At 41.4% G+C, this 13,896-nt stretch carries 10 protein-coding genes; 2 read left to right on the top strand and 8 right to left on the bottom strand.

Annotated elements, in window-relative coordinates:
- Positions 1-82: 82 nt before the first annotated feature.
- Both BXO88_RS00630 and BXO88_RS00625 read right to left on the bottom strand, forming a co-directional pair.
- Positions 83-1,876 (bottom strand): methyl-accepting chemotaxis protein, encoded by a 1,794-nt coding sequence (locus BXO88_RS00630; protein WP_078035861.1) that lies wholly within the window; start codon positions 1,874-1,876, stop codon positions 83-85.
- A complete protein-coding gene (locus BXO88_RS00625; protein ID WP_078035860.1) occupies positions 1,869-3,242 on the bottom strand; it encodes an ABC transporter substrate-binding protein in 1,374 nt (457 codons plus the stop codon). Before BXO88_RS00625 ends, BXO88_RS00630 begins: the two co-directional genes overlap by 8 nt.
- A 470-nt stretch (positions 3,243-3,712) precedes the next feature.
- Here BXO88_RS00625 and BXO88_RS00620 point away from each other — a divergent pair, with 470 nt between their 5' ends.
- Positions 3,713-4,642, top strand: a complete 930-nt coding sequence (locus BXO88_RS00620) for an AraC family transcriptional regulator (protein ID WP_078035859.1) — start codon at positions 3,713-3,715, stop codon at positions 4,640-4,642.
- Between the two features lie 269 nt (positions 4,643-4,911).
- Here the strand turns inward: BXO88_RS00620 and BXO88_RS00615 are convergent, their stop codons facing one another.
- Positions 4,912-5,676, bottom strand: coding sequence for a YesL family protein (locus BXO88_RS00615; RefSeq protein ID WP_078035858.1), 765 nt, complete (start codon positions 5,674-5,676; stop codon positions 4,912-4,914).
- 75 nt (positions 5,677-5,751) lie between these two features.
- Complete coding sequence (locus BXO88_RS00610) at positions 5,752-7,410, bottom strand: BCCT family transporter (protein WP_078035857.1); 1,659 nt, start codon at positions 7,408-7,410, stop codon at positions 5,752-5,754.
- 165 nt (positions 7,411-7,575) lie between these two features.
- Between BXO88_RS00610 and BXO88_RS00605 the strand changes: the two genes are divergently transcribed.
- Positions 7,576-8,202, top strand: coding sequence for a DUF6553 family protein (locus tag BXO88_RS00605; protein ID WP_078035856.1), 627 nt, complete (start codon positions 7,576-7,578; stop codon positions 8,200-8,202).
- Here the strand turns inward: BXO88_RS00605 and BXO88_RS00600 are convergent.
- The 4 genes from BXO88_RS00600 to BXO88_RS00585 are packed head-to-tail and all read right to left on the bottom strand — an operon-like array spanning position 8,199 to position 13,858.
- Positions 8,199-9,227: a galactose ABC transporter substrate-binding protein gene (locus BXO88_RS00600; protein WP_078035855.1), complete on the bottom strand. Its 1,029-nt coding sequence runs from the start codon at positions 9,225-9,227 to the stop codon at positions 8,199-8,201. The genes BXO88_RS00605 and BXO88_RS00600 overlap by 4 nt on opposite strands.
- 14 nt (positions 9,228-9,241) lie before the next feature.
- A complete protein-coding gene (locus tag BXO88_RS00595; RefSeq protein ID WP_078035854.1) occupies positions 9,242-10,219 on the bottom strand; it encodes a substrate-binding domain-containing protein in 978 nt (325 codons plus the stop codon).
- Positions 10,216-12,270, bottom strand: coding sequence for a cache domain-containing sensor histidine kinase (locus tag BXO88_RS00590; protein WP_242945117.1), 2,055 nt, complete (start codon positions 12,268-12,270; stop codon positions 10,216-10,218). The genes BXO88_RS00595 and BXO88_RS00590 overlap by 4 nt, the downstream gene beginning before the upstream one ends.
- Entirely contained in the window at positions 12,263-13,858 is a 1,596-nt protein-coding gene (locus BXO88_RS00585) for a response regulator (RefSeq protein WP_078035995.1), read from the bottom strand. Before BXO88_RS00585 ends, BXO88_RS00590 begins: the two co-directional genes overlap by 8 nt.
- Positions 13,859-13,896: the final 38 nt, after the last annotated feature.

Here is a 13,896-nt window from a genome sequence, read left to right as displayed (position 1 = left end):
TAGCACAAGACATCTCTTTTCATCAAGATATCTTGTGCTTATTTTTTAACGATTTTACTTAATTACGGATCGTATAAGACCATCATACTTGTACAAATTTATGTGTGGCCTCGTTAAGCTTTCCTGTAACTTCAACATTTTTATCCATAGCTTCTGATATTCCGCTCATTTCTCCGACAATTTCCATGGTATTATCTGCAGACATCTTAATTGCCTGAGAACTTTCGGAAATAGAATTCGTTATGGAATCCACAGCATTTGCCATATCTGACATTACATTATTCAGATAATCCGCCTTTTCTTTAAAGGATGTAAGTATCTTATGCATAGTATCTGCCGTATTCTCATATTTGTTGCCTGTTTCTACAAAGGAGTCATAGTCATCCATCACATCTGTGTTTATGAACTCAAGTACCTTCTGAGAGTTTTCAGCCAGTTCACCTACAGCACTTGTAACTTCCTTACTTATAGTCTGAATGTTGTTTGCCGTCTGCTTTGAATTTGCCGCGAGACTGCTGACCTCAGCCGCTACTACCGCAAAGCCCTTGCCTGCCTGACCGGCACGGGCAGCTTCAATGGAAGCATTGACAGCAAGAAGATTGGTCTGCTCAGCTATATCCAGTATATTCTTTGTCAGTTTATCTATTTCCTTTACCTTCTTGGAATCTTCAAGAGACTTCGAAAGCACAGCACTAAGCTCACCCATCTTTTCACTCATGCCCTGCTTTCTTTCTGTCACATGCTGCTTTATTTCATCGGCTTCATTTTTTATACCGGAAGCTGTTGTACATCCATTGTTCGCTTCAATATTGATTTCGTCGGTGGAGGATTTAACATCGATAACCTGACTGTTCATGGAGCTGACCATCTCTGATACTGATTGCATGCTGGCACTGAGCTGTTCCATGGCAGCTGATGTACTCTGAACATTACTGTTGGAAGTACTCAACTTACGAGTAACCGTATCTGTGGAAGTGTTAAGTACCTCAACTCCTGACTTCACCTCCCTCATAATAGCCTGCAGCGTCTCTATAAAGTGATTGATTCCATTTATAATATAGACAAGTTCCGATGCACTTCTGGTATAGATTCTGGCTGTAAGATCTCCCTCTCTCAGTTCGATCTTTCCGATTATGTCATTGACCTCCCTTGATATCCTCTTGATCTTTCTTACTATACCGAAATAGTTAAGAAGATAATTGAATATGATCAGAAGAACAAAGAGACCTGTTCCCTGTATTGCAGCCTGAATTCCTTCAACAAGCATGTTCTGCATCTGCTGATTACTTAAATCCGCCTCAGCTGATACCGCCTTATCTATGACCTTGCAGGTATGGAAGATAGCGACCTTCTGAATCTCTGCCCTGTTAAAGAGGATATCATATGCTGTATCCCTGTCACCTGCATCTATCGAAGCCATAGCTTCATCTATTATGACATTTAGACGATCATACTGACTGTTTATCTCCAAAAGGGCATTTACAGCCTCCTCCTGATTATCGTCCTTGAAATGATCTTCCAGACTGATGATCTCTGCGCTTATGGTTTCTCTGGTAGCTTTGATCTCCGGAAGAAGAGCCTCTCTGGTCTCATCCGCTGTTGCAGACACATAGCCTATGGCCTGATCGTACAGCGACATAACATCCGATTTCAGATCCGCTTCACCGGTGCTGAGGGACAGAACATACTGAGACATGGTTCTGCTGTTCACGGTCTGCTGCTGCATCTGATTGATGAGCATCCTCATAACGAATATGAAGGCTATGAGCATGATAATGTTTATGACTGTTATCTGAAAAATAATGGTGCAGAAAAATAAAGGTCTTTTCCTTGCTTTCAGCTTTCTCATGCTGCTTTCAACTTCCATATTATCCATTCTGTACCTCCTTTCCTCCCTGATAGTAACTCTTTATCGCAGAATCAACTTCTGATGCAAAACTATCAGCACTCATCTCTCCGGCAGCATAGCTGTGAAATACCGGACCTAAAGCATTGGCTGCTATTCCTTCCTTCATGTTCATCCAGTGCCAGTTTGAAGTCTTACCCTCAGCAATATAGTTTGATACCACATGGGCAAAGGGATCAGCCGCCACATATTTACAGGATGCAAAGGGACTTACGAAACCGGCGTCTTCAACCAGTATCTTCTGCCCGTCATCCTCAGCGCACCACTCGAGAAATGCCTTCGATGCTTCTGAATTCCCTTCCTTGAGTACAGCCCACCAGGATGGCGGATTCGTAAGAATGGTATCTATACCTTCATCAAACACATACGGCATCATTCCGACTTCAAATTTACCTGCCGCATCGTATTCTGACACGTCGGCTCCTGTCATAACAGCGCCTATCCATGACCCCTGTGTTACAAAGGCATATTTGCCCGAAGCAAAATTTCTAACCTGATCATCATATGTTCCATCCAGAAGAAGCGCAGGATCGCTGTATTCCTGAAGCAATCCGATAAATTTCGAGAATTTAAGCATTCTGTCCTGATCCAGAGCATGATCATTATTTATCATATCTATATAAGTTGTATCTGATCTGTCCAGACCTGCATCTATATAATTTCCGAATATATGGTTGCCCGTCGACCAGCTTAGATTCTTATCCTCTGCACAGTACCCTACCACTGCAGTAAGTCCCAATTGTGCCTTTTTTGCATCCAGATCCTGAAAGGCCTTTCTCACCTGATCCGGAGTTTTAAGTTCTGATGCATCTATGCCTGCTTTCGACAGTATATCTGCGTTATATATGAGACCTATGGCTTCAGTAGCATATGGAAAACCTATGGTTCCGTATAGCTTATCAACATATTCTGCTTCTGTATCCTTAGTCCATGCCTGATCACTCATATCTTCCAACAGCCCTTCCCAGTTAGAAAAGCTGGATGCCTCACATACAAAAATATCAGGCATCTTGTCCGAAAGATAATATGCCTTTAATGTGGCCTGTACATCAACGCCGGACTTAGCTGACTCAACTTCCACTGTTATTCCGGTCTGTTCCTTATACTTTTGTGCCAGTCTTTGTATCTGCTCCTCTACTTCTGCCTTTCCATTGAACAGCTTAATGGTGGTATGAGTAGTTTCTTTATTGCCCTCTTCCCCGGAAGCAAGTTTTCCAATATTTATGCCGAATACCTTATCAGTTAACTCTTCCTTTATTCCATCGACCTTGCTGCAGGATGAAAGCATGAGTACTGCAGTTACTCCGATTCCGATACAAAAAAACTCTTTCTTCATACCTAATACTCCTTGAAATCTTCCTACGATGTCTGTTTTTTATTGTTAAAACATAAAAAAATCTTTAGTTTCTAAAATTACTTTCGGAATATTATGAACTTTTTATAAGTTTTTTATCTATAGTACAAAAAAAACACCCTGCAACGGGTGTCGAAAAATTCAAAACAATATGATAATGTGGTGATTAAAGCCTAAGCTTTTCCAGGATTGCGGGAGGCCCGATTTGAGTGAGGGGTAATCGGGTCTCAATCCTGATAGTATAGAGTATAGAATAGTTAGACTCTTTGAAGTCCTATATTACAATAAGATAAATTAGCATTTGATTCTATATGTTTTTTGTTGTAAAACTATAAAAGTACTGAATATTTATTCATTTAATAGTTGTTTTTAATTTTTTCGCTGATTTTTTCTTTTTTCACTTTTATTTTACGGATTATCAGCTCATTTTATATTTTTTAAGAGGTTTTATTATGCCAATCATAGGTTACTCCATAAGCAGAATCTTTGTTGATACCAAAAACAGAAGCTCCGATTACAAGATGATCGAACCGCATGTTCATAATCATTATGAGCTGTTTTATTTAAGTAAGGGAAGCTGTACCTTTATAATGAAATCCCACTCCTATAATCTTGTTCCTGGAAGCGTTATAATCATACCGCCCAATACGCCTCATCTGATACATTATACCTCAAGACAACAATCTGTGCGTACCAGCATCCTCTTCAGAGAACTTGATATCAACTTCACGAACCTCACTTTCATAAGTGATATGCTGAAGAACGGGAAGCATAAGCTTATACTTCAGATCCCGCCCATGTATCAGGTACACGTTGAGCAGCTTATCCGTAATATGGAGGCGGAACAGAGATTTAATGATACAAAGATAAGCCCAACCATGCTTTCACTTTGTCTCGTTCAGCTCATTGTCATAATAAACCGTTTTTCAACAGGTATCGACACAACTCTTATGGATGAGCTTCATACCACAAACCGTCAGGTAAATCTGGCAGCAACCTTTATAAACAGAAATTACAACCAGCGTATATCTCTGTCCGACATCGCCGATGCCAGCGGCTTCAGTCCTAATTATCTGTCGAGAAAGTTCAAGGAAGATACAGGAATCGGCGTCCACGAGTATCTCACTTACGTGCGCCTTAACAAGGCTGCCATAGAACTTGCCCATACCGATCACACTGTCACAGAGGTGGCGCTCAATAACGGCTTCAGCGACTCAAACTACTTTAAAGATGCCTTTCACAAGGCTTACGGCATGTCTCCAAGAGATTATCGAAAAAAGGATAAGAACTCGGGGGCTGATGACAGTATGGATACAGAGGACGCACCTCTCGCATCCATACCCAGCGATACCAGCATACAGGATATGCTGAGTCAGGAATAACTTTATACTAAATGAAAGGGCTCTCTCCGGATCAGCCGGAGGGAGCCCAATTTTCCCCATAAAAGGGAGGAGGGCAGGTGACCAATGGTCCCTGCCCGAGTATTATGAAAAAAATCTTATTAACTATTGATAACGTTTTTGTTATCATGCTTATACTATAAAAGTCAACGGTGAACAAACTATGTTTTCCTTTTGAACAATTTGTAAACAATTATGAACGTCATATGAACGATCAAACTATGACTTTTAAGTCATTTTATGATATTTTATCAGACCTCTTCTTCTCTTTTCAGTCCTTCCAACGCACTCTCCGTTTCCTGTGAAGCTCCATCCTTCAATGTTCCATCTATATTTATATCCTGAAGTATGGGATTAAGCTCGTTATGGCTTTCATCTTCCTTTGGCATGTACTTTTCAAAAATGTGCTCTAACATGGTGGAATTTATCCACGCAAGAAGCGGAAATCCCATAAGCACCATAACCGCTGTGATCCATCCCACATAAAAGAGGCACACATACGCTATACCCACAACTATCACATCACTTATGATCATGGAAAGTGTAGAGCCCAGATATTTTATGGACATGAATGCAGCATTGGTCACTGTGTTCTTTATGGTATTGTCAAATCTGCTGAGCACCGGCCACACATAAAGAAACTCAAAGATCCAGATCACCATTATGGCCATGGTCACTGCCTGGCATATGATCCTCATGACCCCGGTATCCGCCATGACTTTTCCGAAGAAATTGAAGTCAAAAACAAGAACACCTCCTATAAAGAGCATAGGGAGCCAGATAATGGTGGCCTGCTTAAAATTCTGACTGAAGGACTTAAAGAACATCTTTATATTGCCGTAATCCTCATTTCTTACTATCTTGAGGGTACAGTAGTACAGAGCTGTCGTAGAAGCTCCTATAGTAAACACAGGCAGGGAGCATAATATCCAAAGTACATTTAGTACCATCATATCTCCTAATCTTCCTACGAAACGCCATATCGGATTATCATAATTAAAAAAGCCCTGAAGCATATGTCTTTCTCCCGTTAAATATATAAAAATGCTCATGCTGCCTTTAAAGCAGCATGAGCATTCTATCACAAATCATCATCTATCTCCATACATGTACTCCCAATTCTCGATGATTTCCTCTATTTTATCATCTGAGAGCTCATCCTCGTCTTTTACCTTCACAGGCTTATGAGCCTGTATGATCTTAATGTTTTCAGTTTCCTCCTGCCTTATTTCCTTCAGGAACATGTCTGCATCCTTTACAAATGCTGCCGTTATAAGCATTATAACCAGTCCTATAGGAAAGGCTGCGATTATGCTTACCGACTGGATATTGGACATGGAGCTGTCAGAAAATACCAGTGCTATAGGGAGAAGTATGAGAAGCACTGACCAGAATGCCTTTATCTTACTATCAGGTTCTTCATCCTCCTTGAGATCCTTATAGCTGTACTGAGCCGCGACAAGCGTGATGGAATCAAAGGAGGTTGCGTAAAAGGCTATCATGGCTATGATTAGAGCCGCCATTACAAGCGGTGCAAGGGGAAGCTGATTGATTATCTCAATTATGGTCACATAGAGATCTCCGGTCTTTTCATAAAAAGACACAACATCGAACCGTCCCGACATGTGAAGTCCCAGACCATAATTACCCAGTACTATAAAGCTCACAAAGGTGCTTCCCATTCCGAAAACATATCCACCGAGGATAGTCTGCCTTACTGTTCTTCCTCTTGATATACTTCCTATAAAGAAAGGTGCTGCAACACACCATACCATCCAGTAGGCCCAATAGAAAATGGTCCAGTTCTGTGCGAAGCCGGTTGATCTCGTTGGATCTGTATATGTTGAAAGCCCTATGAAATTCTGGGCAAGTCTTCCCATAGCCGATAAACCGCATTCTATTATGAATTTACACTGTCCTCCGAAGAGAAGCACATAAAAGAGAAGACCATAGAAAAGATAGGTGCAGACATTGGCAAGTATCGAAACTCCTATCATTCCCTTCATTACGGAATATGTATATATAACACAGGTGATAACAAGTATGGCTATGGTTATGGTCCTGTCGGAAATGTCAACGCCTACAAGAGATTTTATCGCCTGACTGAGGAGAGGAGTAGCTACTGAGAATGTAGTTGCCGTTCCCGCAAGTAGAGCAAATACTGCAAGAAGATCTATAAGCTTACCCGGAAGAAGGTCTGTGTACTTTCCAAGCAGCGGTCTGCATGCCTCTGAATACTTCTGACGCTTACGCTTTCTTACATGCAGCATAAATCCAAATGCCACAGCCAGTACCAGATAGAAGCCCCATGGTATGGGTCCCCAGTGAAACAGCGTGAATGTGGAGGACCAGTCCATGAGATCTCCAAGCTCTGCTGTATGAGGATCCTCCCAGTACAGTATCCATTCACATAAGGAATAGAACAGTATATCTGCCGCCAGTCCACAGGTGAACATCATGGATCCCCAGACAAAGAAACTGTACTTAGGTTTTTCATCCTGCTCTCCAAGGACTATACTTCCATACTTTGAACAGGAAATATATATGGAGACTATGGCTGTTCCCAGTCCTATGAGAAGATAATAAACTCCGAAGCTGTCTCCGAGAAAATCTCTGATGCTGTTCAACACCACATTGGAATCATCCGGAAAAACAAAAAACAGTACACATAAGAATACTATCATCATAAATGGAACCAATGTTATCATCCAGTCGATTCTAGATTCGTTTCCAAAGGATTTCTTGTTCATTTTTTCTTTCTCCTTTTAAATTTTGAACATGATAACATCACCGCCAATTTATGTCAAGCAAGTTTCTTCTTATGATTTATATTTTTTCTTTCTGTATGATAGAATTAATTTTGTTTCTGAATATGGCTCGCTTCCATATATTTCTTTTACGGAGGATTGTTTATCATGCTTTTACGCACTGAAGGGAAAGGACATATAAATTATGAAGAGGACTGGCCTTTACATTACTATGAGATAAAAGATATAGACGAAAGAGAAAAGATTTTAAGAAAAATCATTTCCGACACTCAGGATTCAAGTGAGATATCAGCTCAAAACAAAAGACGTCTGGAGATCCTTCTGAAACGTTATCCCGAAAAAACATTCATGGGTATAAGAAAGGATAATTTCATCGCCGCATGGATGAACATGCTTATAACAGGCCGTTTGGGAATCAATTTCATAAATAAGGACCGTGTAAAAAAAGAAGTCACCGGCTACCTGAAGGATCTCTGTATTCTTGATTTTTCACAGGATGATATACTTATCAGTGAATGGGAAGATTTCGCCAGATTATGGATCAGAAGCTGTGTTGAGGACAAGACCTATGATTCCACCATCTTCGGTCTCATTAAACTGACCGACAAAAATCTAGCCTTAAAAATCGCCGGAGATATACTGGACATAAGTTTTTTCATCCCTTTAAAATTCGGTTATCAGGAAGATTGTAAGGCTTTTAGAGAGGTGCTTAAGAAAACATACATCAGTATGATCGATAACGGTGAAAAATACTGGAATGAGATGGAATCTTAACCGAACTTATCGACGTTTTCCTGTGTTATCTTCTGATATGGAAGCCTGATATATTTATCTCCCTGAAGCTCAAGCCCGGAAAGACTCTCTCCACATGATAGTCTGTAGGCAAGCTGGAAGATAGCATCAGCCTGTCCCGGAGCATCATTATAGACCGTAGCCACCATAGTACCGTCCTTTACCGCAGAAAGTCCCGGTTCTGTACCGTCTATGCCTATTATATACGGCCAGCTGCTACGGTTTATACCTGAGGCATTGTAAGCGTCTATGGCTCCAAGAGCCATATCATCGTTGTTTGCAAATACAAACTCTATATCTGAACCTTGGTTTTTTATCATCTTTTCCATCTGCGTTGCAGCCTGAGCCCTGTTCCAGTTTGCTATGGCATAGCCAAGCTTATCAAGCCTGACTCCAAGCTCAAGCATCCTGTTTACACAGTTCTCCGAACGTACTATGGCGTCCTGATGTCCTGCCTCGCCTTCCAGCATCACATACTGGATCTCACCGTCATGATTTTTATCAACATTTTTCTCCCTGATGACATCCACCGCCAGCTCGCCCTGCATTTTACCTGATAAAAAAGCATCGGCTCCGACATAATAGAGCTTATTCCATCTGTGCATATCCTCATCAACCAGTTCTCTGTTGAAAAACACTATGGGAACGTCTGCATTCCTTGCGGCATCTATGATATTTGATGGTGCTGTTCTATCCACCAGATTAACACATATAACATCACAGCCATCCTTGATCATCTCTTCCACCTGGTCATCCTGAGTGGCCTGGCTCTGGGCGGAGTTATATGTCTCGAGAATGATTTCCCGTCCTGTTTCGGATCTGGCTTTCAGTACATCTTCATTAAGATCATTAAGTATGGAAGAAATAAAGGTATCGTACTGGTCATAGACTGTGACACCTATCTTTATCTCCCTGCCGGACTCCGGTTCAGATATTTCATTCACACCGCATGCCTGACAGGCAGCCATACTTCCGATAATTAAAAAGCAAAGAAATGTTCTCTTCATAATATCTCACCATGTCACTGAACTATAGGAAATAAAATCTGCTGATTATCTCCAACAAAGAGATTACCCCTGTTGACCACACTGAATCCCACCTCTCTGTCCACCAACGCCGAGGTACGATTCTGAAGTTTTATGGCAAGATCCGACATACTCTGATATCCCATACTGAAATCATCCGGTACTATCATGGAATCCACCTCGCCTGCATCTATATAATATATAAGCTTCTTACTGCATCCGGATCCGTATAGTTTTACCTTGCCGCCTCTATTTCCCAGAAAATAGTCTACTGCCGTCTCCATACTGTTATTATCCAATCCGACTACTATATCTGCCGGATTCTTTTCATTGGCCTTTATAAGCTCATCTTCAGTATAGCGACTTTCGGAAATACACCATACAGCTTCAGGATTTATCTTCATAGTTGCATCCATAAAACCTTTGAGCCTGTCCTGCATGGCATACTGATTCTGATTACCTGCAATTATACCGATCTTCATTCCTTTCAGTTCTTCACCATAGTCTATGACCACTTCATTTCCTATGGCTCGTCCTATAGCATAATTATCCGGCATAACCGTTGCATGGTTTCCTCTTATATCTGCTCCGGCATTGACACTTGTCTCCACAAGCATGATAGGCACCCTTGCACTTATGGATGCAACAACATCCTCCGAGCCTTCACTCAGACAAAAATCTGCTATGATTCCGTTTGCTCCACGGCTTATCTCGTCATTAATGATGGATGCTTCGGTATAGATATTGTCAATGTAATCAGTATATACATAATCCAGTCTTATATTGTTATCATTGGCGGCCTGCTCCAGTCCTGCCTTAAAGGGCACCCATCTGCCGGAGGAAGAATTACTTACGATGACAGAGACCTTATAAACCTCTGAATTAGTACCTTTTATAAGCATCACCAGACAGAAAAGGATAACTATAAAAATGCCTATTACCAGAGGAAGCATTATTTCATGATCTTCATTCATGCTTTATCCTCCTTATCCGCTTTTTTTCTCAAAGTTCTGTAATGTCCGCTTTCCAGGATCTTCTGATTCTCTTCATTAAACGGTATAGCCGGAATATGTATGGTTATCTTCGTGCCTTCATCAGGCTCAGATTCAACAGTAAGACCATACTGTTCTCCAAATCGGAGTCTTATCCGGTTGTTGACGTTCACAAGTCCCACTCCGGATCCATGCTTCACTGTACTGCTCTTAGGCTCATACTCTTCATTGAAAAGATTATCACATACCTCCGGAGGCATTCCATATCCGTTATCTATAACATCTATGTAAATGTCTCCTTCCGGAATCATTTCATCTGTACTTACGTCTTCTATACCTGCTTTTCCTTCACTTTTCTCATGACTTATTGTAAGAAAATCAGAAAGAGCCGGTACGAACTTTGCACATATTCTGATCTCACCCCCGTCATCCGGATCCATATCGCCCACACCGTAATAGATAGCATTTTCCAGAATCGGCTGAATAATGAGCTTGATCGTAGAATAGCTCTTTATCTTATCATCGATATCGAACACTACATTAAATACATTCTTGTATCTTACCTTCTGAATATTCATGTAGTTCTCAGCATGGCGTAACTCCTGCTCAAGAGAAATGATATTCTTTCCACTGCTTAAGCTTATACGGAAAAGGCTGGCAAGCTGGGTCACCATGAACACAGCATCCTTGTTATGTCCCCCCTCTACCATCCATACTATGGAATCCAGAGTGTTATAAAGGAAGTGTGGATTTATCTGGGACTGAAGGGCATCCATCTCGGATTTTCTCTTCTCCTCCTGCTTTATGACTATATCGTCCATTAGCTGGTTTATACGCTCTATGGAATGTCTAAGGGTCCTTCCAAGATGTTCAACCTCCTGGGTTCCTCCGACATAAATATCTTCCGGGTACATATCACCATTTTCCATATTTCTGATGGATCTGTTGAGAAGATTTAAGGGAAGAGAAATCCTGCTGGAAATTATACGGTTTATGAAGATCATGATGAGAAGGGCACAGGAAAGAAGAAGTATGACCAGAAAACGCATATTGATAATGTCTAACTGGTACGCACTCTCTGGAAGAACAGCAATAAGCTTCCAGCCTGTATAGGAAATGCTGTCCACTATGACCTGTCTGTGCTCACCATGAAAAACCTCTTCATGAAGTCCGTCGGTGTAGTGAGCTTCATTAATATTGTTCTCCTTGATGATCTCATAGTTCAGCTGCATCTGCTTGGGATGATAGATGATATTACCGCTGGAATCCGTGAGATAAACATACTGTCCTGCGCTATCCTTGTTTATCCTCTCCATCATCTGCTTGATAGTAGAATAGTTCATATCTACAAGAAGCACTCCAAGCCTAGGGTTACTTCCCTCTGTAAGCTCCACCGCTCGACTCAGAGATACGACCCAGCTGTATTTGTAGGTTGGATCCAGAAACAGATTTTCCACATGCGGCGTTGAAAAATGGAGGTTCTCCATCTTTCCGAGAGCCGAAGTGAACCACACCTGATCGGTGACATCCAGATCCTCCTTGACAGTAGCTATGGGAGTTGCGGAAATAAGTCTTCCATCGTTCAGAAAGAGTGAAAAACTCACGAGATTATCCTTATGGGCTTCGTAGATAAGATTCATCTCATTATCCACAGAACCCTCGGCTATATCCGTATTTTTGATGACATCATAGTACATGGCATCGGAAATTCGCCTCATACTGAGAAGATAATCCTCGAGATTCACCACCGACTGCTTCATAAGCTGTTCCGTAGTTTCTATGGAGCTTATGTTCATACGCCGGGCAAAAAGAGTATAGAGTACTATGCCGAGGATCATGAGAAGTGTGAAGGAAACGATGGTAAAGGTCAGGAGTATGGTTCCCTGAATATCATGAGGCATGTACCTGTAAAAAACACTTTTTGTCTTTCTCAAGCTTGCCTTTACCAGCTTTTCTCTTTCCATCGCTTCCTTTTCATTCTTCGGTGCGCCTACATTCATATCAGTTTGATTAAGGTAAACATTATCATCCATTTTGCTGCATCTTATACCTTGAAGGTGAAACTCCGAATTTCTTTTTGAAAACGTAACTGAAGTAATTTGGATCACTGTATCCCACAGCCTCTGCTATGACATAGGTCTTCTCATTATCTTCAAGAAGCATACGAACAGCTTTTTCCATTCGTATATCTGTAAGATAATTGATAAAGGTCTTTCCTGTCTCCTTCTTAAATACTGTAGAGAAATAAGCAGAACTGATAACAAGATATGAGCATATGCTCTCAACAGTCAGATCCTTGTTGCCATAATTCTCCCTCACATAGTCTATCGCCTTGGATACAAAGCTTCTTGTGGTGTCGGAACGGTTGGCACGAAGGGTCTCTCTTATGTCATGAGTGGTTTTTTTAAGCCACTTGGTAAGTTCGTTAATGTCTAAGTGCTGTACCTTGTCATATGGATCCTCATCCTTCCCGAAGATGCCTGAAGGCTCTACATGATTACTCTTCATAAATCTGTATATCTCCGTTACCAGATCCATAACAAAGAACTTATAGTCCTGAATTGAAGGATTTACCGGTGCTTCCTGAGTTATAAAACTGTCTATCTCTGCATCCAGATTTTCCTCCGTATCCATCTTTACGGCCTTAAAAACCGAATACAGCTTATCATCAGTTCCTTCCGGCTTCATGCTATCTCCGGTCCTATTGTCCTCAGGAACTATCTCTGCGATATTTATTGCCTGACCACGGCCGTAGATAACCCTGTAGGATGTAGCCTCTCTTGCACCCAAATATGCTTTGGGAAGATTTATGATATTTGAGACCGGCTTTCCTATGCCTGCAGTTATCGTAGCCTTTGAAATATGCTTACTGAGCCTGCAGAGTACCTGACATTCATCCGTCAGCTGTCTTACTTCATTTTCGGATTGCATCTGTACCAGAATTATGACATTACCAAGATAAGAGAAAAACCTGGCATCCCATTTCTCGCTTATATGTTCCTCCCACAGCTTTCTTACGGACATGGTTATGAGCAGAGGGTTGATACCTTCCGGAGCAAGGGAAGTACTGTTATGGAGGATCACCACATCATAAAAAGGACCACCCAGACTTATCTGATAGTCCATCATATCCTTTGCCAATGTCTCCTCATCCTCACGTCCCTCTATGAGAGCAGTATAGAAATTCTCCTGTAATATAGGAAGACTTTCCTGATAATACTTCTTAAGCATATTTATGTTCTGCTTCTCGTTGAATTCCTTATCAAGAGAACCCTTTATCCTTTTGAAAACCTCACTGAGCTCAGTAGAATCTATGGGCTTCAGAATGTATTCCTCAGCCTCCAGCCTTATGGCTTCCTTTGCATATTCAAACTCATCAAAGCCTGAGAAGATGATTATCTTGATGGTCGGATACTGCTCTTTAAGTCGTCTTGCCAGCTCAAGACCATCCATATATGGCATCTTGATATCAGTCATCACAACGTCCGGCTGATTCTCCTCTGCCATTTCCAAAGCCTCAAGACCGTTGTGGGCATATCCCTGAACCGAAAATCCCAGACTCTCCCAATCTATTTTATCGATGATGACCTGAATTACTGTCTCCTCATCATCAACCAGCATAACCGAATAATTCTTAGCTTCGCCGTTCCTCACTATCT

The organism is Oribacterium sp. C9, assembly GCF_002007235.1.
Taxonomy (GTDB): domain Bacteria; phylum Bacillota; class Clostridia; order Lachnospirales; family Lachnospiraceae; genus Oribacterium.
The sequence above is the reverse complement of the archived record's forward strand: the minus strand, read 5'-3'. Positions and strand labels throughout refer to the sequence as shown.

Bases quoted from the DNA above. Each gene is read 5' to 3' on its own strand.
- BXO88_RS00605 (WP_078035856.1), top strand. From the start codon at position 7,576: ATGCTTTTACGCACTGAAGGGAAAGGACATATAAATTATGAAGAGGAC.
- BXO88_RS00620 (WP_078035859.1), top strand. From the start codon at position 3,713: ATGCCAATCATAGGTTACTCCATAAGCAGAATCTTTGTTGATACCAAA.
- BXO88_RS00615 (WP_078035858.1), bottom strand. From the start codon at position 5,676: ATGCTTCAGGGCTTTTTTAATTATGATAATCCGATATGGCGTTTCGTA.
- BXO88_RS00590 (WP_242945117.1), bottom strand. From the start codon at position 12,270: ATGGATGATAATGTTTACCTTAATCAAACTGATATGAATGTAGGCGCA.
- BXO88_RS00630 (WP_078035861.1), bottom strand. From the start codon at position 1,876: ATGGATAATATGGAAGTTGAAAGCAGCATGAGAAAGCTGAAAGCAAGG.
- BXO88_RS00595 (WP_078035854.1), bottom strand. From the start codon at position 10,219: ATGAATGAAGATCATGAAATAATGCTTCCTCTGGTAATAGGCATTTTT.
- BXO88_RS00610 (WP_078035857.1), bottom strand. From the start codon at position 7,410: ATGAACAAGAAATCCTTTGGAAACGAATCTAGAATCGACTGGATGATA.
- BXO88_RS00625 (WP_078035860.1), bottom strand. From the start codon at position 3,242: ATGAAGAAAGAGTTTTTTTGTATCGGAATCGGAGTAACTGCAGTACTC.
- BXO88_RS00600 (WP_078035855.1), bottom strand. From the start codon at position 9,227: ATGAAGAGAACATTTCTTTGCTTTTTAATTATCGGAAGTATGGCTGCC.
- BXO88_RS00585 (WP_078035995.1), bottom strand. From the start codon at position 13,858: ATGCTGGTTGATGATGAGGAGACAGTAATTCAGGTCATCATCGATAAA.